This is a genomic window from Nitratidesulfovibrio sp. SRB-5 (assembly GCF_019931275.1).
GTDB lineage: Bacteria > Desulfobacterota > Desulfovibrionia > Desulfovibrionales > Desulfovibrionaceae > Cupidesulfovibrio.
The window spans coordinates 1,018,699-1,038,858 of record NZ_JAIOTY010000001.1; the positions used below are offsets into that span (position 1 = coordinate 1,018,699).

The window sequence follows — 20,160 nt, forward strand, 5'->3', positions numbered from 1 at the left end:
TCCCCGGACGGCGTTTTTCGCGCGCCGCCGAGAGGAGCGGCGCGCCGGTGCGATGCGTGCGGCAGGCTGCCGTTCGGTACGGGCTAATCCCGGACGAAGGTGCGGTACATCAACGACATGCCCAGCATGTTCGAGGCCACCTGCACGGCGTCCACCACGTCCGACTCGCGCCAGCCCAGTTCCACCAGCGCCTCGATGTGGGCACGGGTGACCGTGGCCGGTTCGTTGACCGCCCTGGTCACGAAGGCCAGCAGGGCGCTTTCGGTTTCGTCCAGCGGGGTTTCGGCGGGCTTGCAGGACAGGCTGGCGATGTCGTCCTCGCTCATGCCCTGCATGCGCAGCAGGTCGTGGTTGAATACGGCGCACGGGGCATAGGCGAACTTTTCCGAGGCCACGTAGCGGATGGACGCCAGCAGCGGGGGAGACACCCGGTCGTGATGGCGGAAATAGCGGATCATGTTGGCCTGACGCTCCATCAGGCCGGGGCTGACGCTCAGAAGGCGCATGGGCACGGGAATGTCGATCTGCGCGGGAACCAGGGCGTAGGTGTCTGCCACGATGCCTTCGGCCTTGTCGCGTTCCACGGTGTTCACCAGATACATGTAAGGCTCCTTTGTTTCGGCGGGTTTTGTAGTAGACCGGTCGTCTATCTGGATGGCCGGATGTTCCCTGTGGGGTGGTGTCACTGTTTCAGCGGGCGGCGGTGCGGTGTGCGGTCCTGTCGCGGCAGGGGGCGTGAAGGTCGGCCACGCCAGTGTGGACGCCAGCCCGCCGGATGTGTCCGGTTGATCGTTCCTGTCGGGCTAACCGTGGTGATCGGGCTGATTGGGGGCGGCGTTCCGGGTATCGGTCAGAAGGCGGGCAAAAACCATGTGTTCCAGCCGCAGCAGGGGCTGGACGTTCTTTTCCGCCTTCATGCGCAGGATGGCCCCTTCCCAGGCGTCCATGACGAAGGCGGCGGTCTCGTACGGCTCCAGGCCGGGGGCCAGTTCGCCGCGTGTGGCGGCCTCGTGCAGGATGTCGCCCATGGCCCTCGACAGGCCGCCCAGCACCTCGCGCAGCTTTTCGCAGATGGCTGGCGAAAGATCGCACATTTCCTGGGCCAGGTTGCCGAAGGGGCAGCCGCGCTCGAAGCCCCATTCCTGGTAGCGTTGGCGGGCCAGTTCGAAGAACCGACGCAACCGGTCCAGCGGGGGCGTTTCGGCATCGCGCAGCACCTGGATCAGGGCCGGAGTGCGCACCTCGCGGTAGTGGTCGATGAGCGCCAGTCCGAACTCTTCCTTGCTGGGAAAGTAGAAATAGAACGAACCCTTGGGCACTTGGGCCAGGTCGAGGACTTCCTTGATGCCGGTGTTGTTGAATCCCTTGCGGTGGACCAGTTCGGCCCCGGCGTCCAGGATGGCTCTGCGTGCGTCGCGTTTCATGGGTTTTCTAGTAGACCAGTCGTCTAGTGCGGGTCAAGCGAAAAAAAGGTCGCCCGAACTGCATGCTCGGGCGACCTGTAGATGACGGGCGGGATAGGTTTTGGCCAGAGCGTGGAGGGCCGGGTTGCGACCTGTCCGGGACGTGGCGGGGGACGGAGGTTCGGGCGGCGGCGCGGGCGCTATACGCAGACCATGTCGTAGGCCGTGCCGGTCAGGGCGCGACCACCCCCGTCGGCAACCTCGAAGGTGTTCTCCACCCCCACCATGCCCACTCCGGCAATGCCCATCTTGGGTTCCAGGGCGATGGTCATGCCTTCTTCCAGCGGCTCGTCGAAGCGGTGGGCGATGACCGGGTACTCGTCGATGGTCAGGCCGATGCCGTGCCCCAGAAAGGTGACCTTGTTGGAGCCCAGCCCCATGAACCCTTCGGACAGGCCCGCGCATTCCACGATATCCAGCGTGGACCGCCAGATGTCCGAGGGGATTTCGCCGGGGCGCAGCCGTTCCGCCGCACGGGCCTGCACCTCGATGCACAGGTCGTGGGCGCGGCGCACCGCGTCGGGGATGGAGGCCGCGTTGCCCGCCCAGTACAACTGGGTCTTGTCGGTATGGTATCCTTCGAGGCAGAAGCCGATGTCCAGCGCCAGCGGGGTGCCATGCCGCCATACCGAGCCCGCGTACCCCATGAACGGGATGGCAGGGTGCTCGCCCTTGAGCCCCAGCGGGCCGTTGAAATGGCTGGGGTAGTTGCCGTTTTCGCCAGCGGCGATGTGCCCCAGAAAGCATTCCTCGCCCGGCGCGCCCATGCGCATGAGCCCGCCGTGCCCCCGGCTGAAGAACACCTGCCATGACAGGTGCGAAATCTCGCGCTCGGTCATGCCGGGGCGCAGCAGGCCGGGCAGCACGTCGTGCAGGCATTCGTGGTGACGGGCACCGGCCAGGCGCAGCTTGGCCAGTTCCCATTCGGTCTTGCGGGCGCGGGTACGGGTAAGCACCGCGTCGCCCGGCACGAAGGCCACCCCCGTCAGCCGCTGTTGCAGCATGGCGGCCAGCGACCACGGCAGGCCGGACATTTCCGCCGCCACCACCGGGGTCAGCGGGCTGCCCGCGTCGGCGCACAGGCCGGTCAGGTCGCCGTAGGAACGGAAGGACACGATGTTGGCCAGCGGGCTTTCCAGCCGGGCGCGTTCCTCGCCCTTGCGCACCAGCAGCACCGGTTCGCCGTTGCGGGGCAGCCACAGCACGCCGTTGCCCGCCGTGCCGGTAAGGTAATAGATGGCCACGCGCGAGAAGGCCATCAGCCCGCCCGCATCGGGGGCGTGCGCGGCAAGGATGTCCAGCGTGCGGGACTGGCGCAGGCGGGCTTCTTCGGCGGGCAGTCGTTCGGCTGCCGTGAACGGGCGGGGAGCAGGGGCGTGCGAAGCATGGGCGTGGGGCATGGGGGCGGGGACTCCTTTGCGGCTGCGGTTCCGGCGATGGGCACAGGGTAGGCCAAGGCGAAGCCGGGTGCAACAGGACGCAGCCGGGTGCAACAGGAAGACGCGGGGTGTGGCCGGTCAGGGCGGAAGAGGGCAGGCCCCCCCCTCCAGAACCTGACGGCACGCGCGGCGGCCAGTACTGGCGCTGTGCTGGCGCCTGCCGTCATCGGCGGGCGGTTTCGCACCCGTCGCCATGCAATTGCAGTGGCAGGCGCGGCGATTGCGCTTGGCGGCAAGGCCGGGTAGAGAGGATGTTTCCGGATTGTTGCTCGCGGCCGAAGACGGCGGCGCGATTTTGAAAGAGGCAGGGGCCGCGCCAGGTTGCGGGCGTGGGCCTTCGGCTTTGTCCGTTCATGCGGTTTCAGGGGTACAGGATGCTGCTCGACGCCAAGCTTCGCACCATACTGCGCGAATCGCGCACCATTGCCGTCATCGGCGCCAAGGACAAGCCCGGCCAGCCCGTGGACATGGTGGGCCGTTATCTGATCGAGGCCGGATACGACGTGCGGCCGGTGCATCCGGTGCGCCGCACCGTGTGGGGCATGCAGGCCTATCCGACCATTGGCGACGTGTCGGTGGACGTGGACATCGTCAACGTGTTTCGCGCGCCGGAACATTGCCCGGCCCACGCGGCGGAGGTGCTGGCCCTGCCGCGCCTGCCGCGCCTGTTCTGGATGCAGTCGGGCATCTCCAGCCCGGAGGCCGGGCGGATGCTTTTCGAACGCGGCGTGGCCGTGGTGGAGGATTTGTGCCTGATGGTGGAACATCGCAGGCTGATGGCCGGGGGGCTGCTGTGAGCGTCAACGATACCGTGTCTTCCACATCTGACGCGCCTTCCGCATCCGGCACGTCCTCCTCTCCGTGGGACGACGCCTTCGACTGCCGCATGTGCGGCCAGTGTTGCCAGGGCGAGGGCGGCATCGTGGTCAGCCCCGCCGACCTTGCGCGCATCTGCGCCTTTCTGGGCATGACGCCCGAAGCCTTCGAGACCACCTACGGCGAACGCCGCAACGGCAAGCTGAAGGTGCGCACCGGTCCGGACGGCAACTGCGTGTTCTTTGCCGCCGGGCGCGGCTGCACCGTGCACGAGGGCAAGCCGGACATCTGCCGGGCCTGGCCGTTCTTTCGCGGCAACCTGGTGGATGCGGACAGCCTGGGCATGGCCAAGGAATACTGTCCCGGCATCCGGCCCGACGTGCGCCACGCGGAATTTTCCGCCGCCGGACGGGCCTATCTGGCCGCGCGGGGGCTGCTGGCTTCCGACTGTACGTGCGAGGCCAACGCCCTGGTCATGGACAGGAGCATGGGCGACAGGAACAAGGACGGCGGCACGTAGCCGGTCGGCAGGCCCGCCGGTCATGAAAGACGCGGCGGCGGTAAGGTTTTCGCCAAAACAGCCGAAAGGGCTGCGGGCAGGGTAAATGAGGGGCGGAGGTCGCGTGACGCTGAGGGAATGCTACCGGATACTGCAAGTCGGCAACGGCGCGTCGCTTGACGAGGTCAAGAAGGCGTACCGCAAGCTGGCGTTCGAGCTGCATCCGGACCTGAACCCCGGCAGGCCCGACGCGGCCCGCCGCTTTCAGCGCCTGAACGAGGCGTACGTACTGCTTTCGCGCACGCTGGACGCCGCCGGACCCGGCGGCAACGGCAACGGGATGGGGGCGGCTGGCGGCGCTGCGGAACGCGAATCCGCCGAGCGGGAGGCCACCCGCGCCTACGAGCAGGCCCGGCAACGCTTCGGCGATATGGGGACTGGCGGGACTGGCGGGACGGGCGGCGGCAACGGCCCTTCCGCGTCGTCGTCTTCAGGGACTGGCGGGACCGGTGGGACGGGCGCGTCATCTGCCACCGGGGCACCCGGCGGCACGGCATCGGGGGGCGCATCCGCAACGCGCGGCGCAAGCGGGGCAGACCGCAACCGCCGCAGGGCGGAGGCCACCTATCAGGGCCGACAGGACGAGGTATTGCAGGACATCCTGCGCGACCCGTTCGCCCGGCGGGTGTTCGAGGACATCTACAGCCAGATCCGCCGCGACGGCGGCGGGGGGCTGGCCGCGCGCCCGCCCAAGAAGCGCAAGCTCAGCCTGGAATGGGGCGGCAAGGCCCTGACGCTGGACCTTACCCACGGCATTGGCGGGGCGGTGAAGGGCTGGCTGCGCCGCCAGATCGACGACGAGCAGACGGTGTTCCTGCCCGCGCTCAGCATAGTGCCGGGGGCGCGGCTGCGTTTGCAGGTGACTCAGGGCCTGTCGGGAGAGGTGCGTACCGTGGAGGTGACCCTGCCCCCGGACTACGTGGTGGGGCGCCCCATCCGGCTCAAGGGGCTGGGCAAGCGCATCGGCCCGTGGCAGGGTGACCTGTATCTGCGCATTCTCGCCAAGACCGCGTAGCGCTCTCAACCGAGGGTGCGCCTTGTCGGTGCGCGCTTTCCCTGACGGCATCCCCCAGACGGTTCCCCCCAGACGGCATCCCCCAGACGGCTCCCCCCAGACGGCTGCCGGACGGTTTTCGATCATTCCACGGGCATGTGCCCGCGCGTGAGGCCGGTATCTTCACCGGCCTCTTCCATTTCGCGGGATTCGGCGACACCGGCGGCGCGGGACACGCCCCCGTCACGCTTGTCTTCTCCGCGCGCGCCGTCCAGCACCACGCAGAACACCGCCGCGATGACCAGCCCGGCGCCGATCCAGCCCGAGGGCGGAAACAGTTCGTCCCACAGCCAGTAGGCCAGCAGGGCAGCCAGCACCGGCTCGAAGTTGGCTACCACGGCCACGCGGGTGGGGGAAAGACGGCGCATGCCCTCGCAGTAGGCCATGTACGCGCCGTAGGTGGTCACCAGCCCCATGCCCAGCACCAGCAACGCCCAGGCCAGCGGCCCCTTGGGGACAAAGGTGACGAAGGGCAGCAGGGCCAGAGCCCCCACGGGCAGGCAGAACAGGTACAGGGTGACCGGCGAATGACGGTGCAGGAAGTGGCGGCTGAACACGTAATGCAGCGAATAGGTGAAGCCCGCCAGCAGACCGAAGCCGATGCCCGCAGCGCTTGCTCCGCCCTGCAATCCCCCGCCCGACCGGCAGATCAGGAAGGCTCCGGTCATGGCCAGCCCCAGGGCCGCCAGCTTGGCGCGGGTCAACGGTTCGGCGAAGCACAGCCGCGAGAGCAGCGCCACCCATGCCGGGGCGGTGTACAGCAGGATGGAGGCCAGCGCCGCGCCGCCTTCGCGTACGGCCAGCTGGTACGAGCCGAAGAACAGCGCCACCCCCACCAGCCCGAAGGCCGCAAAGGTGGCCGCATCGCGCACGGGCGCGCGCCACAGCCCGTGCCGGGCTGCGTGCAGGCCGAAGAACAGCGCCCCGAACGTGGCGCGCCAGAAGGCGATTTCCAGCGGGGTCACCCCTTCGGCAAGGCAGTAGCGGGCCAGCGGGCCGATAAGCGCCCACAACCCGGCGGCAAGCAGCACGAAGCCGTATCCGGCCAGCGGCATGGCATCCTCCCGTTGTTGTCGTACCGGTGTTGTGAACGATGGCGGGGGGGATGGCAAGCGGGGAACGGGCGGAAAAACGGTTGCATGGCCGCGTGATGTTTCCGCAACCCGGCGGCGACTTCACAGTGGCCTCCGGCGGTGGTACATAGCGTGGAGACATGCCCGTCGAAAACGCATGGGCATGCCGCACCGGACATGCTCACCAGTATTTCGCCCGCTCACGCCCGACCACGCAGACCAATGGAGCCCGCGCCGCAAGGCCCGCGCCCGCAGGAGGATGCCACGGATGGCCCCCGATACGCCCGATCAGACTCCCGACCAGACTCCCGGCCGCGATGCCTCCGGCCCCATCCGCCCCGACCGCCCCATACGGCAGGACGGCAGCCTGCTCGACATGCCCCGCCCCCCCAAGCGCAAGCGCAGCAAGCTGGTGTGGGTATTCGTGCTGGCCGTATTGGTGGCGGGCGCGGCGCTGTGGCAACTGCGCGACCTGGTCCTGCGTGACGCCGTGCCCGACAGGCAGGCCAACATGACCGGCACCGACGCCGCCATCCTTGGCCCCAACGCCACCAACGGCACGCTGCCGTCCATGGTGCCCATGGACGGCGACGCGGCAGCCGGTGCCGCCGATCAGTCCAACGCCACCGCCGCGACGCCGGGCGTCAACGCCACCAGCCCGGACGGGGCCTTTGCCCAGGACGACGCGGTGGTGCGCTTCGCCTTCGTGGAAGACGTGGCCAACTGGCTGGTTGAAAACTACTACCCCAAGGGCACCCACATGGAGGCGCGAACCTCCGGCTGGGTGGCGCCCAGCCTGAAGTCGGCCAACATGCGCTACGGCGTGAGCATGACCGGGCTGTCGTGGTCCGGCGACGACATTTCCGCCGGGCGCGCCAGCGTGCTGGACTACGCCTTTACCCCCGCCATGCTCGAAGCCCTGCAACGCCTGTACGCCGATCGGTTCATGAGCGCCATGGCCGCGGCGGCCTCGCATGCCAAGGTGACGGACAAGGGCAAGGAGCGCCCCCTGACCCCCGCCGAGGTGGCGGAAATGTACACCCTGTACGCCACGCGGCTGCGCGGCCTGTCCGGCGCGCTGCGCGAGGTTGCGGGCATGTCCGACGCGGTGGTGCGGGTCAACGCCTGGCTCACCGCGCAGCAGACCGCGCTGGAGGCCAACGCAAAGTATCAGGACGCCGTGTTCGGTTACGACACCGCGCGCGAAGGCAATTCCGCGCATCTGGCCGAGCAGGCCCGGCGCATCATGGAGCTTTCCGGCAAGGCGTACCAGCAGGCCATCATGGCCCGCGAGCGCGCCCGCGAAACCCTGGCCGAGGCCATCCGCCGCAACCCCGACGCCCGCAGGCTGGACGACGACACCCTGGTCTACGCGGCCGGGTGGGTGTACCGCCGGGCGAGCGGCAAGCCGGAAAAGATGGACGCCGTGCGCATGGCTGCCACTGTGCTGGGCGATACGGCGGCACGGTTCGACAAGGCTGCGCAGGCGGCCCGCCAGTAACCGCGAAACGGCAAACCCGAAACGACAAACCCGAAACGACGACGCCGCGAGGGGGCAACCCTTCGCGGCGTTTTTGCGTGGGAAAGCGGGGAGGGGAAGGTGCGGGGGAAGGAATCGGGGGAGGGAGGAAGGAGCTTTTTCAGAAGTTCCTTCCTCAAATGTTTCAGCGTGTTACGCGCTGGAACAGCGTTTGGGGAGCATCTGATGCCGTGATTGCCTCGGCATCTGTCCGTCAGAACTGGCGGTCCAGCAGCAGGTGCGAAAAATATCCCAGCACGGCGGCTGCATACCATGGCGCCGCCGCCTGCCATGCCCAGCCGTACAGCAGCACCGGGGCCAGCAGCAGGGGCAGGGGAACCAGCAGCATGGCCCACCAAGTGTGCGTCCACCCCCTGTGGCCGTCGATGGCGGGCAGCATGGCCAGCAGCCCCAGCAGCGCGGCCCACTGGTAGCGCCGGGTGGCGATGAGCGCCACGTCGGCTGCCACCAGCAGCCCGTAGAACCAGGTGCGCCCGCGCGAGTGGGTGTCCACGTCCGGGGCCAGGGCAAAGGCGGTGGACACGGCCAGCAGCGCCGCCTGGGTGGGCAGGCCGGGGGAATGCACGCGCAAGGCCTGCGCGGCGAACAGGGCCCCGGCGGCCAGCACTGTGCCGCCGATGAGATGGGTGCGGTATCCGGGCATCGGTGATGTGGATCGGGCTACGGGTTGAGGTGGGGGATGCGCATGGAAACGTGCGGCGCGGGGCAAGGGCCTTGGGGGCGCACCGCGGGCCGGAGCGACCATATGCCACCGCCCGCCCGGCGGGCAAGCAGGGTGCGCTGGCTAGGCCGGGGCGCTCCGTGTTACACGGGCGGGGCCGCATGGTCCGGACTGCACGGCCTGCTGAATGGCCGGGACTGCATGGGGTGGGATTGCATGGGGTGGGGCGTGCGGACCGCCCTCCCGCCTGCGTGCGTGTTCCCTTTGCCCCCTTCGCGTTCTTTTTGTCGCGTGCCGTCCGGCGCAGCCTCTTCACCGCCAACCGTGGATCCGCCATGTCCGAATCATCGCCCGTCGCCCTTGTCAGTTCCGCCAGCCCGGTCAACGCCGAACCCGTCCGGGCCATCCTGTTCACGGGTGGATGCCGCAGCGGCAAGAGCGGCCTTGCCCAGCGCTGGGTGGAATCGCTGGGGCCGTCGCGGGTGTACATCGCCACCGGGGCCGCCCGCGATGCGGAAATGGCCGAGCGGGTGCGCCGCCATCAGGTCGCGCGGGGCGCGGGATGGCGCACGGTGGAGGAACAACTGGACGTCTGCGCGGCCCTGCGTGAGTGCATGCCGTCGTGCGCGGGCCAAGCGACCGCGCAATCCCTCCCGCAACCGCGCCCGCACGGGGTGCTGCTGGACTGCATCACCCTGTGGCTGACCAACCGCATGCTGGCCGGTCATGACGATGCGGCCATCCTGCGCGGGGTGGAGGATCTGGCGGCGCTGCTGCGCGCGGTCACCGTGCCCGTGGCCGTGGTCACCAACGAGGTGGGCTGGGGCGTGGTGCCGGAAACCCCGCTGGGCCGCCGCTTCCGCGACCTGTCCGGCGAGGCCAACCAAGCGCTGGCCACGGCCTGCACCGACGTTATCCTTGCCGTCAGCGGGTTGCCGCTGGCCGTGAAGGGCGGGGTGCCCGCCGCCTGCGCGGGGTAGGGGCGCCACTGGACCCCGGCCCGTTGCTGGAGTAGAAGCCGCATGAGCCGTTCGTGCGGCCCCAACCCCCTGAACAGGAAGCCCACATGCCCGGATATTTCTGCCGTCAGATTTTGTCTTGCCTGATCCCGTCCCGTCTGATTTCGTGCCGTCAGATTTCATCCGGCCTGCTGCTGGCCGTGGCCCTGCTGTTGGCCATCGCCCCCCTTGCCGCCGCCGAGGAAACCCCGGAAGCCGCCCTGCGCCAGGTGCAGACCGCCATCGACACCAATGACGCCGCCCTGCTGGAGCGGTATGTGGACGTGGGGCGCATTGCCCAGCGCGGGGTGGATGCCTTCATGTCCGATCTGGTGGCCCGCCCGCCCAAGGCCGTTTCCGGCGGTGGCGAAACCCTGCCCCTGCTGGCCATGCTGTCCAGCGCGGTGCAGTCGGGCGCGCAGTCGCAGACCGCCCAGACCATGAAGATGCTGGTGGCGGAAGAAACCCGCAAGTTCGTGGTGTGGGGCGTGGCGTCCGGCAACTTCTCCGGCAAGCCGGTCAAGAAGGAGCGCAAGGCCACCGACGGCGGCCTGTTCTCGCCCCTGTTCTCCGACGCCTCCGTGGGCCGCAAGGAGTTGCGCGGCGTGAAGTCCGTGACCCGCGACGGCGACAAGGCCACCGCCTCGGTGACCCTGTTCGACCACGGCAGCGAACGCTCCTACCCCGTGGACCTGACCCTTTCCCGCCGTCAGGAGGGCAACTGGCAGGTCACCGACGTGACCAACGCCGCCGCGCTTATTGCCGCCATCCGCAAGGAAGCGGAGAACAGATAGGGCGTTGGCGTACCTAGCTGCCAGTGCAGGATGCTCTGGCCCCGTTTTTCCTGCACATTTCTGCAAGAGTGGGGCAGGAGTGGGATGGAAAGACACAGCGGCCTGCGTGAGCACTTCTGGGTGCACGCGCAGGCCGCTGTTTTCAATCTGGTACCGGGAGCGAGACTCGAACTCGCAAGGTGTTGCCACCGGCGGATTTTGAGTCCGCTGCGTCTACCAATTCCACCATCCCGGCAGGTGTAGGGAAAGGGCTATGGCATAGCGGGCATGGTCCGGTCAAGGGCAGAGTTGTTCCATGACTCGGAAGGGGCTGCTGGCGGCGGTCCGGGCGGGGCCGGTTCGCTGCCGGACAACCGGATATGGCCGGACAGGGCCGGATCGTAACCATGTCGTATGGTGCCGTGGCCGAGCGGGGCACGCCCCGATGCATGGCAGGCCCCTCAGCCGCCCAAGGGCAACTGTCGCTCACGCTGGGACGGATGCAGTTGCGCAGGCGCGTTTACCGGCCACACAGGGCCAGCCATCAACCCCTCAGGCCCGCCCGCAAGTCACGCAGACCCCCAGATTTTTCCGTCCCGCGCTGCTTTCCTACTGTCCGTCGGCGGACAGGATCACCTTGGAAAAGGTGCTGCCGTTCCAGCGGTACATCACCTTATGGTCAAACTTCACCTGCGCAAGGCCGGTGGATGTCCACAGCAGGGCGCGAGCTTCCAGGCCGGACTCGCCAAGGCAGAGCATGACGGACGGGCTTGTGCCCGGGGGCAGCTTGTAGCCGGGGGCGAAAAAGTCGGTGATGTCGGGATCTTCCGGCGTGGCGGCGGGGGCCAGCCTGCCATCGGGCTTGCGGCGCCACAGTTCCAGCGCGCAGGCCTCGCCGTTCTTCACGCCCATGGCGGCCAGCGTGTCGCCGTTGTCGGCGCGGAACACCCGCACCGTCACGCGCGTGTCCAGCATGGGCAGGGCGCCCACCTCGTAGAGTTCCGGGGTGCTTTCGACAACCGCCCAGAAATTGGTTTCGCCCTCGTCGGCAAGCTGCTGCTTTTCTTCTTCGTTCAGCCCTTCGGCGGTATTTTCGAAGATGGTTGCGGGCAGCATCCGGAACATGTCCAGCGCGGTGACCTGTCCCCCGGCGGCATGGGCCGTTGCCGCGCCCGTTGCCGTCACCGTCAGTGCCGCCGCCAGTGTGACCAACAGGGCGACAACGCGCAGAATGCGATGCATGATGAGCTCCTTCCTTCTTTCGATGCCGCCGCCAGCCTGCGGCGGCGCTGTCATGATACGCGGGCCACGGGGCCGTGTCCATTTGCAGGGTGCCAGAACCGTGGGGAATTTCCGTGAGCGGGGTCACGCCTTGGGTGGCGGCTGCGGCCTTGACCGGCAATTTCCGCGCACGCCGTCAGCGGATGTCATGCGGCAGCATGGCGCCAGGCCGGATGCGTCTTGCATGACTGGGGGGATGGCATGTGAAAGAACCCCACCCCGTACCGCCATTGCGGCGCGCACCCGCGCAGGGTAGGGCGCCTGCTGTGAAATGGCGGGTAAAGCCGCTTCCAAGTCCCCGTGGTTTCCGGTATCACGGTGCTCCAACAAACGGAGCATATCGTGAATCTTCCCGTCGGTTCATTCATCAACATGGCCGCCGTTGTCGGCGGCGGCGCGCTGGGCATGATGCTGGGCGCGCGCTTGCCCGACCGTGTGCGGGCCATCGTGTTTCAGGGGTTGGGGCTGTGCACCATGGTCATCGGCATGCAGATGGCCTTCAAGACGGCCAATCCGCTGATCATGATCTTCAGCATCCTCAGCGGGGCCATCATCGGCGAACTGCTGCGGCTTGAAGACGCCTTCGCCCGAGCGGGCGAGGCGCTGAAGGCAAGGCTGCGTTCCGGAAACCCGCGCTTTACCGATGGCTTCGTCACCGCCACCCTGCTGTTCTGCATCGGGTCCATGGCCATTCTGGGTCCGTTCGACGAGGGCCTGCGCGGCGACCGCACCATAGTGCTCACCAAGTCCATCCTCGATTGCTTCGCGGCCATCGCCCTGGCCTCGGCCTACGGGGTGGGCGTGCTGTTTTCCGCGCTGCCGCTGTTCATCTACCAGGGGGGGCTGACGGTGTTCGCCGGGGTGCTTCAGCCGTTGCTGGGCCCGGCGGTGATGAACGAACTGACCGCCACGGGCGGGCTGATGGTCATCGGCATCGGCATCAACCTGCTGGAACTGAAGCGCATTCCGCTGGCCAACATGTTGCCCGCGCTGCTGACGGCGGTGCTGCTGGCCTCCATTTTCATGTAGGGCGGCTGCGAAGCGGGCTGGCCTGGCGTGGCCGATGCGGGCAATCCGCACTGGCAAACCCTGCCTCCGCGTTGTGCACGACATGGTATTTTTCCGGCGCGTTCGCGTACCCGGCATCACCGGGTGCACGGCGCGCCGGACGCCGTTTGGCGCGGTCTTCCGGTCGCATCCCGCAGTATCCTGCGGTCATCCTGCGGTCATCCGGGGGACGCCGGGGGACGCCGGGGGGGCCGCAGGCAGGCTCCACACTGGTCCCCGACAGCACGGTTCACGCGATGGTAACCGGACCATCTTGCGCCGGGTACTTGCCCCGAGCGCCGGATGTCGTATCTTACCCCCTGTTGCGATAAATACCCCGGTGCTGACCCGGTCCGCGCCGGTCCGCGCCGGTCCGCGCTGGTCCGCGCCGGTCCGCCCCGGTCCGCGCCGGTCCGTACCTGTTCGCACCGGACGGGCCGCAGGTCGCCCGGCAGGCGCAATGCCCGCGCATGGCGCGGTTTTTCGCCGTGCCCGTGGCCTGCTTCTGTGCCCGGAACCCGTGAGTCGGCCCCGCGACCGTCCGCTCTGGCGCCCGCGTTTCCGCATTTCCATCACACCAACCCGCGCGTCCCGCACGACGCTTCGGCGGTTCCGCCGCCCGCCCCATACGAGACCCACCGCATGAGCAAGCCCTGCATCCATATCGAGGGAGCGCGCCAGCACAACCTCAAGAACGTCACCCTCGACATCCCCCGCGACGAACTGGTGGTGGTCTGCGGCCCCTCCGGCTCGGGCAAGTCCACCCTGGCCTTCGACATCGTCTACGCAGAGGGCCAGCGCCGCTACGTGGAATCGCTGTCGGCCTACGCGCGTCAGTTCCTGCCCCAGATGGACAAGCCGGAGGTGGAGAAGATCGAGGGGCTTTCCCCGGCCATTTCGCTGGAACAGCAGACGGCCACGCGCAACCCCCGCTCCACCGTGGGCACAGTGACCGAAGTGTACGACTTTCTGCGCGTGTTCTGGGCGCGGCTGGGGCGCATGTACTGCCCCCAGTGCGGCCTGCCCATCGAGGCGCGCGCGGCGGACGAGATCATCGCCGACATCCTGGCCCTGGGCGAGGGCACCCGGTGCATTGTGCTGGCCCCGCTGGTGGAATACCAGAAGGGCACCCACATCGACCGGTTCAAGAAGCTGAAGGCCGAAGGCTTCGTGCGGGTGCGGGTGAACGGGGCCATCATGGGCATCGACGAGGTGCCCGCGCTGGACAAGAACCGCAAGCACTCCATTGATCTGGTGGTGGACCGGCTGGTCATCAAGGACGGCATCCGGGGGCGGCTGGCCGATTCGGTGGAACTGGCCCTGCGCTATGGCGACGGACGGCTGGTGGTGCATTTGCCCGCTGAAGGCGCGAACGGCAAAGACGGGAAAGACGCCGGTGACGGGAAGGGCGGCAACGCCGGGCGCGACATAGTGCATTCCACGGAATCGGTGTGCCCGGTCTGCCGCATCAGCCTGCCCGCGCCCAGCCCGCAACTGTTTTCGTTCAACAGCCCGCAGGGGGCCTGCCCGCGTTGCCTGGGCCTTGGCAGCGTGGAATACTTCGAGCCCGCGCTGGTGGCGCCCAACCGGGGGCTGTCGCTGAACACCGGCGCGCTGCTGCCGTGGAAGAACACCAAGCTGTTCGAACGCCACAGGGATGCCCTGACGGCCCTGGGCAAACGCTGGGGCTTCACCCTGTCCACGCCGCTGGCCGCCTATTCGGCGGACGCGCTGGACGCGCTGTTCCACGGCGAGACCGAGGACGGCCGCCCGGCGGGGCGCGGCGCGGGCAGCAACCTGCGCCGCAACTGGCTGGGCGGGTCCGTGGTGGTGGGCGGCAACGGCCAGAACGGGAGTACCGGCGAGAACGGGGGGAGTGGAGGCCACGACCACGGCCCGGCGCTGCCCGTGACCCCCGCAGCCGCCAACGGCGGCGCGGTCACGGCCGACCGCTGGCCCGGCGTGGTGTCCATCCTCGAACAGGGCATGCAGTACGGCGACGCTTGGCGCGAACTGCTTTCGCGCTACCGCCAGAGCATGGCCTGCCCGGTGTGCTCCGGGGCGCGCCTGCGCCCGGAATCGCTTTCCGTGCGGGTGGACAGCCTGAACATCCACGAATTCTGCTCCATGTCCGTGGCCCGCGCGCTGGACTGGCTGCGCGAGCGCCGCTTCGAGGGGCGCCACGCGCTGGTGGCCGAGCCGCTGATGAAGGAACTGCACCACCGGCTGGAATTCATGGTCAACGTGGGGCTGGACTACATCGCCCTTGGCCGCAACATGGCCACCCTGTCCGGCGGCGAGGCGCAGCGCATCCGCCTGGCCTCGCAACTGGGGTCGGGCCTTGTGGGGGTCACCTACGTGCTGGACGAACCCTCCATCGGCCTGCACCCGCGCGACAACGAGCGGCTCATCAAGACCCTGCGCAGCCTGCAACGGCGCGGCAACACAGTGCTGGTGGTGGAGCACGACGAGGCCACCATCCGCGAGGCGGACACCGTCATCGAGCTTGGCCCCGGTTCCGGCGCGCTGGGCGGCGAGGTGGTCTTCATCGGCCCGGTGGACACCCTGCTGTCCTCGTCGCAAAGCCTTACCGCGCAGTACCTGCGGGGCGACATGGCCATTGCCCGCCCCCGGGCGCGCCGCGCCCCGCGCGGCTGGATGACCCTGCACGGGGTGACCACCAACAACCTGCAGGGCATCGACTGCCGGGTGCCGCTGGGCGTGCTGACCTGCGTGACCGGGGTTTCCGGCTCGGGCAAGAGTTCGCTGGTCATGGACACCCTGTACAAGCACCTTGCGCTGGCGCAGGGCATCCGGGTGGACCAGCCGGGCACCATCGAGGGCATCGAGGGCGCGGAGACCATCGAACGCATCGTGTCCATCGACCAGACGCCCATCGGCCGCACCCCGCGCTCCAACCCGGCCACCTACACCAAGATATTCGACGAGATACGCGGTATCTTCGCCATGACCCCGGATGCCCGCAAGCGTGGCTACAAGCCGGGGCGGTTTAGCTTCAACGTGCGCGGGGGCCGTTGCGAGGCCTGCGGCGGCGACGGGCAGATCCGCGTGGAAATGCACTTCCTGCCCGACGTCTACGTGACCTGCGACGTGTGCAAGGGCCGCCGCTACAACCACGAGACGCTGGAAGTGCGCTACAAGGGGCTGAACATTGCGGAAGTGCTGGACCTTACCGTGCGCCAGGCACGCCAGTTCTTCGAAAACTACCCGGTGCTGGAGCGCCGCCTTGGGGTGCTGGAGGATGTGGGGCTGGAATACCTGCGCCTTGGTCAGCCCGCCACCACGCTGTCCGGCGGCGAGGCCCAGCGCATCAAGATATCGCGCGAGCTGGGCAAGCGCAGCCTGCCCGGCACCATGTACATCCTGGACGAACCCACCACCGGCCTGCACATGCACGAGGTGGGCAAGCTGATCACCGTGCTGAACCAACTGGTGGACCGGGGCGCCACGGTGACGGTCATTGAGCACAACACCGACGTCATCCTGGCCTCGGACCACGTGGTGGACCTTGGCCCCGGCGGCGGCGAGAACGGCGGGCGCATCGTTTCGGCGGGCACGCCGGAAGAGATCATGGACGACCCGCACTCGGTGACCGGCAGCTTTCTGGTGCAGGAACACGCCACCCGCCACCCCGGCGTGCCCATGCCGCGCGTGCCCGTGGCCGCCGCGCCAGCGCCCATCCAGATTCCCGGCCTTGATGCCCCAAGCGCGGGTGATGCGGAGGATGGGGAGGACGCAGACTTCGACGCTTCCGATCCGGATGCTGGCGATGACATGGATGGAGCGAGCGGCACGGGTGGCTCGACGGCCTCCGCAAGGCCGGGCCGCAAGCCCAGGGCCGCCACGGTGGACAAGGGCACGGGCAAGGGCGGCACGTCCGCCAAGCCGGGCAAGGCAGGCGCGGCAGCCGTGAACACGACGGCCCCCGCCGCCCCGGCTGGACCGGATGGACCGGTTGGACCGCGCAAGCGCGGCAGGCCCCGCAAGAATCCCTAGGCCGGTTTGGCCGCGTCGCCTTCAGGGCGCGCCCGGCGGGTGGTGCCGGATCGGCGCAGGCGGGCAATGTCCGACCCTCGGCCCATACCGTTGCCCCCGTGCACGTGTGCACGGGGGCGTCGCGTCTCTGCAATTCTGCTTGGCCGGACCTGCCGGAGATGGCAGGGCCGCGTTCCGGTGCATGGCATGCGACACGGGCTGATGCCTGCGTGTGAAGAAGTGTCAGGCCGTGCAGCGCATCCTTGTCCGACGTGGTAAGCGCCTACTCCGCTCCTGTCATGTTTCCGTTGCCGCATCCAGCGCATGGGTGTAAGATGCCCAGCGAATTGACCGTACGTTTTGCCCCACAGGAGATGCACATGGGCCGATTTTCCGGCTTCGACGAAGTATATGCCGCGCTGTATGTGGATTTCGACAATATCTATTCGCGCCTGCGCGAACAGGATGAAGACATTGCCCGCGCCTTTGCCACCAACCCCCAGCGCTGGGTGAAGTGGATAGAAGGGCATGCCCTGCGCATGTTGTACGGCGACGGGGTGCGCCGCCGCATCCTGAAACGCATCTGCTACATGAACCCGCAGTGCTTTCACGAGTTCCGTCCATTCTTCATCCGTGCCGCCTTTCAGGTGGTGGACTGCCCGCCCCTGACCAATCAGGGCAAGACCAGCGCCGACATCCATCTGGTCATGGACTGCATGGACGCGCTGAACCATTCCACCCGCTTCGACGAATTCATCATCCTTTCCGGTGACGCGGACTTCACGCCGCTGCTCATCCGCTTGCAGGAACACGCCCGCCGCCCGCTGGTGCTGTCCGTGGGCTATACCTCGCCCGCGTACACCGCCGCCGCCTCGTGGCGCATCCGCGAAGACTGGTTCGTGCAGCAGGCCCTGGAAGACGAACGTCCGGCGGAACCCGTCCCCGCGCCCGCCCCGTACGCCCCGCGCGGCAACGGCGAGCGGCTGGCCCGCGTGGCCGAGGTGGTGCGTCGCACCGTGGCCGATGCCTCCGCCCCCGTGGGCGTGGCCTCGCTGGCCCAGATCCTTCAGCGAGAGGTGGATCCCGGCGCGGACTGGTTCGGCTACGGTCGCCTGCGCGACCTGCTGGACGTGCTGGACCTGAAGGGGCTGGAGTTTTCGGCGGTGCCGCCCGGCTACCTGTACGACCCGGAACGCCATGAACAGCCCGAGGAACGCGACGCCCACGACGACTTCCGCTCGCGCTACCCCGACCTGTACGACTTTGCCCTGAAGGTGCACCGCCTGACCGACATGCCCCTGCTGCGGCCCGACCATTTCCGGCAGCTGCTGGGCATCATCGTGGAAGAGGTCAATGCCAACGGGTTCTTCATGACCACCACCTCGCGCAACGTGCGCGACCGGTGCGTGGAGGCGGGCCTGCCCATTGCGCGGGGCCACGTGAACTTCGTGCTGGTGGGCATTGCGCGCGGGGGCTACCCCCTCAACGAGCAGGACGGCGTGAACCTGCGCGAGGTGGGCAAGGCCTTTCTGCGCAACGCCTACGACCTGTGCCGCATGTCGCAGATCGACCTGACCAAGGCGGAACAGCAGATGTTGCTGGTGTGGATACTCCCCAAGGAGTCCATGGGCGATTAGGGTGGCCTCGCCACTGCGTTCTTTTTGCCCTCTGGCGTCGTCAGAACGATTTTTCATTCAAGTCGAGTACGAGAAGAGTACACTCCTTTCATAAAAAATCGTTCTTCCTCGCCAGAGAACAAAAATCTCCGCAGTGACAACGCCACCCAAAGGCAAATGGCCTGTTTGCCTGATGGTGCGTCACGACGCAATGAAAACAACGAACCGGCTCCCCTCGCGGGGAGCCGGTTTTCGCATTCTGGGTCAAGGGCTTCCAGCGTTCAACAGGCAAACCCGGTGCGGTGCGGAGTCTCAGCGGTCTATCCCGCGCGGGGCAGCATGCCTGCGGCCCGCCTACCACTGCACGTAGCTGATGTGGGTTTGCAGGTATTCCATCAGGCCGTGCTTGCCATCGGCCCCGCCTATGCCGGACTTGCGCCACCCGGCATGGAAGCCCTGCATGGCCTCGAAGTGTTCGCGATTGACGTACGTTTCGCCGAACTTCAGGCGGTTCATGGCGTACATGGCGCTGTTCACGTTAGTGGTGAAGATGGACGAGGTCAGGCCGTATTCGCTGTCGTTGGCCAGGTCGATTGCCTCGTCAAGGTCCGTGAAGGTCAGCACAGGCAGCACCGGCCCGAAGATTTCCTGCTGCACGATCTCCATGGCCTGGCGGCAGCCGCCCAGCAGGGTGGGCTGGTAGAAGTGGCCGGTGGGCGTGTCGGGGATGTGCCCGCCGGTGATCACGTGCGCCCCGTCCTCCACGGCGCGTTGCACCATGTCCGCCACCTTTTTCTGCTGTTCCGCACTGACCTGGCTGGACATGTCCGGAGCCGTGGTCGCCATGGGGTCGCCGAAGGTTACGGCCTTGAAGGCCTTGGCCAGCATGTCGGTGAACTGGTCGGCAATGCGCGCGTCCACGTACAGCCGTTCGGCGCAGTTGCACACCTGCCCGCTGAAGATCACGCGCGATGCCACCACCGCCTTGGCCGCCAGTTCCAGATCGGCGTCGGCGCAGACGATGGCCGGGGCCTTGCCGCCCAGTTCCAGTGAGGTCTTGGTGATGTTTCTGGCGGAAGCGGCAATGACCCGCTGGCCCGCCTCCACGCTGCCGGTCAGCGAGACGATGCCCGGAATGGAGCTGCGCACCAGCGCTTCGCCCAGCGTGCCGCCCGCGCCGGTGATGAAGTTGACGATGCCCTTGGGCAGGTCCAGCCCGGCCAGCAGTTCGGCAAAGGCCATGATGGTGTTGGGGGCCACGGAGCTTGGCTTGATGACCACCGCGTTGCCGGTGAGCAGTGCCGGTGCCACCTTGCGGGCCATGACGAAGAACGGGAAGTTCCACGGGCAGATGCCCACGGATACGCCCACGGGCTTGCGCATCAGGAAGATGCTTTCACGCGGGCGGTCGCTCTGGATGATCTCGCCTTCATAGATGCGCCCCCAACCAGCGTAATAGTCGAAGTATTCCGCGGTGACGTCGATTTCCACCTGTGCCAGCGGCAGCACCTTGGCCTGCTCCTCCACCAGGATATGGGCCAGTTCCACGCGGTGCTTGCGGATGAGTTCCGCCATCTTCTTCAGGTATCCCGCACGGTCGGGGGCGCTGCGGGCCGCCCAGGCGGGCTGCGCGACGCGGGCCGCTTCCAGCGCGCGCAGGGCATCGGCCTCATTGCCGTTGGGTACTGTGGATACGATCTTGCCGGTGAACGGGTTTTCGACCTCTATGACGTCCGTGCTGCTGGACGAAACCAGTGAACCATCAATGTATTGCTTGTAAGCCTTCATGATGCCTCCGGATTGCAGATGGTGAAAAAGAAAAGGGTCCGGCATGTGCGGGCAGG

The 20,160-nt window shown here is 67.7% G+C and carries 16 protein-coding genes and 1 tRNA gene; 9 read left to right on the plus strand and 8 right to left on the minus strand.

Going from position 1 to position 20,160, the window contains the following annotated elements; translation table 11 throughout:
• Positions 1–83: 83 nt before the first annotated feature.
• From K6142_RS04005 to K6142_RS04015, 3 genes are all read right to left on the minus strand, one after another.
• Entirely contained in the window at positions 84–602 is a 519-nt protein-coding gene (locus K6142_RS04005) for a carboxymuconolactone decarboxylase family protein (RefSeq protein ID WP_190245030.1), read from the minus strand.
• Between the two features lie 201 nt (positions 603–803).
• A complete protein-coding gene (locus K6142_RS04010; protein WP_190245031.1) occupies positions 804–1,424 on the minus strand; it encodes a TetR/AcrR family transcriptional regulator in 621 nt (206 codons plus the stop codon).
• Between the two features lie 179 nt (positions 1,425–1,603).
• The gene (locus K6142_RS04015) at positions 1,604–2,863 is read right to left on the minus strand and encodes a M24 family metallopeptidase (protein ID WP_190245032.1); all 1,260 of its coding nucleotides are present in this window, start codon (positions 2,861–2,863) and stop codon (positions 1,604–1,606) included.
• A 413-nt stretch (positions 2,864–3,276) separates the two neighbouring features.
• Here K6142_RS04015 and K6142_RS04020 point away from each other — a divergent pair, with 413 nt between their 5' ends.
• From K6142_RS04020 to K6142_RS04030, 3 genes are all read left to right on the plus strand, one after another.
• Positions 3,277–3,699 (plus strand): CoA-binding protein, encoded by a 423-nt coding sequence (locus tag K6142_RS04020; RefSeq protein WP_190245033.1) that lies wholly within the window; start codon positions 3,277–3,279, stop codon positions 3,697–3,699.
• A complete protein-coding gene (locus tag K6142_RS04025; protein ID WP_190245034.1) occupies positions 3,696–4,238 on the plus strand; it encodes a YkgJ family cysteine cluster protein in 543 nt (180 codons plus the stop codon). The genes K6142_RS04020 and K6142_RS04025 overlap by 4 nt, the downstream gene beginning before the upstream one ends.
• Positions 4,239–4,341: 103 nt before the next feature.
• Entirely contained in the window at positions 4,342–5,292 is a 951-nt protein-coding gene (locus tag K6142_RS04030) for a J domain-containing protein (protein ID WP_190245035.1), read from the plus strand.
• A 122-nt stretch (positions 5,293–5,414) separates the two neighbouring features.
• Here the strand turns inward: K6142_RS04030 and K6142_RS04035 are convergent, their stop codons facing one another.
• A complete protein-coding gene (locus K6142_RS04035; RefSeq protein WP_190245036.1) occupies positions 5,415–6,386 on the minus strand; it encodes a DMT family transporter in 972 nt (323 codons plus the stop codon).
• Positions 6,387–6,672: 286 nt separating this feature from the next.
• Here K6142_RS04035 and K6142_RS04040 point away from each other — a divergent pair, with 286 nt between their 5' ends.
• A complete protein-coding gene (locus K6142_RS04040; RefSeq protein WP_190245037.1) occupies positions 6,673–7,905 on the plus strand; it encodes a hypothetical protein in 1,233 nt (410 codons plus the stop codon).
• A 232-nt stretch (positions 7,906–8,137) separates the two neighbouring features.
• Here the strand turns inward: K6142_RS04040 and K6142_RS04045 are convergent, their stop codons facing one another.
• Positions 8,138–8,587 (minus strand): metal-dependent hydrolase, encoded by a 450-nt coding sequence (locus tag K6142_RS04045; protein ID WP_190245038.1) that lies wholly within the window; start codon positions 8,585–8,587, stop codon positions 8,138–8,140.
• A gap of 353 nt (positions 8,588–8,940) precedes the next feature.
• On the opposite strand from K6142_RS04045, the gene K6142_RS04050 reads away from it, so the two are divergent.
• Positions 8,941–9,585: a bifunctional adenosylcobinamide kinase/adenosylcobinamide-phosphate guanylyltransferase gene (locus K6142_RS04050; RefSeq protein ID WP_190245039.1), complete on the plus strand. Its 645-nt coding sequence runs from the start codon at positions 8,941–8,943 to the stop codon at positions 9,583–9,585.
• An 86-nt stretch (positions 9,586–9,671) separates the two neighbouring features.
• Positions 9,672–10,397, plus strand: coding sequence for a hypothetical protein (locus tag K6142_RS04055; protein ID WP_190245040.1), 726 nt, complete (start codon positions 9,672–9,674; stop codon positions 10,395–10,397).
• A 148-nt stretch (positions 10,398–10,545) separates the two neighbouring features.
• On the opposite strand, the gene K6142_RS04060 is transcribed toward K6142_RS04055, so the two are convergent.
• Together K6142_RS04060 and K6142_RS04065 are read right to left on the minus strand one after the other, a co-directional pair.
• Positions 10,546–10,632, minus strand: a tRNA-Leu gene (locus K6142_RS04060).
• A gap of 353 nt (positions 10,633–10,985) precedes the next feature.
• Positions 10,986–11,618 carry a hypothetical protein gene (locus tag K6142_RS04065; protein ID WP_190245041.1) on the minus strand — a complete coding sequence of 211 codons (633 nt, stop codon included), beginning with the start codon at positions 11,616–11,618 and terminating at the stop codon, positions 10,986–10,988.
• A gap of 381 nt (positions 11,619–11,999) precedes the next feature.
• Between K6142_RS04065 and K6142_RS04070 the strand changes: the two genes are divergently transcribed.
• The 3 genes from K6142_RS04070 to K6142_RS04080 all read left to right on the plus strand — a co-directional run bounded on the left by K6142_RS04070 (position 12,000) and on the right by K6142_RS04080 (position 18,337).
• Positions 12,000–12,686 carry a DUF554 domain-containing protein gene (locus K6142_RS04070; RefSeq protein WP_190245042.1) on the plus strand — a complete coding sequence of 229 codons (687 nt, stop codon included), beginning with the start codon at positions 12,000–12,002 and terminating at the stop codon, positions 12,684–12,686.
• Positions 12,687–13,346: 660 nt separating this feature from the next.
• Positions 13,347–16,721, plus strand: a complete 3,375-nt coding sequence (gene uvrA / locus K6142_RS04075; protein WP_190245043.1) for an excinuclease ABC subunit UvrA — start codon at positions 13,347–13,349, stop codon at positions 16,719–16,721.
• Between the two features lie 359 nt (positions 16,722–17,080).
• Positions 17,081–18,337, plus strand: a complete 1,257-nt coding sequence (locus tag K6142_RS04080) for an NYN domain-containing protein (RefSeq protein WP_190245044.1) — start codon at positions 17,081–17,083, stop codon at positions 18,335–18,337.
• A gap of 333 nt (positions 18,338–18,670) precedes the next feature.
• Here the strand turns inward: K6142_RS04080 and aldA are convergent, their stop codons facing one another.
• Complete coding sequence (gene aldA / locus K6142_RS04085; protein WP_190245045.1) at positions 18,671–20,104, minus strand: aldehyde dehydrogenase; 1,434 nt, start codon at positions 20,102–20,104, stop codon at positions 18,671–18,673.
• Between the last annotated feature and the right edge of the window lie 56 nt (positions 20,105–20,160).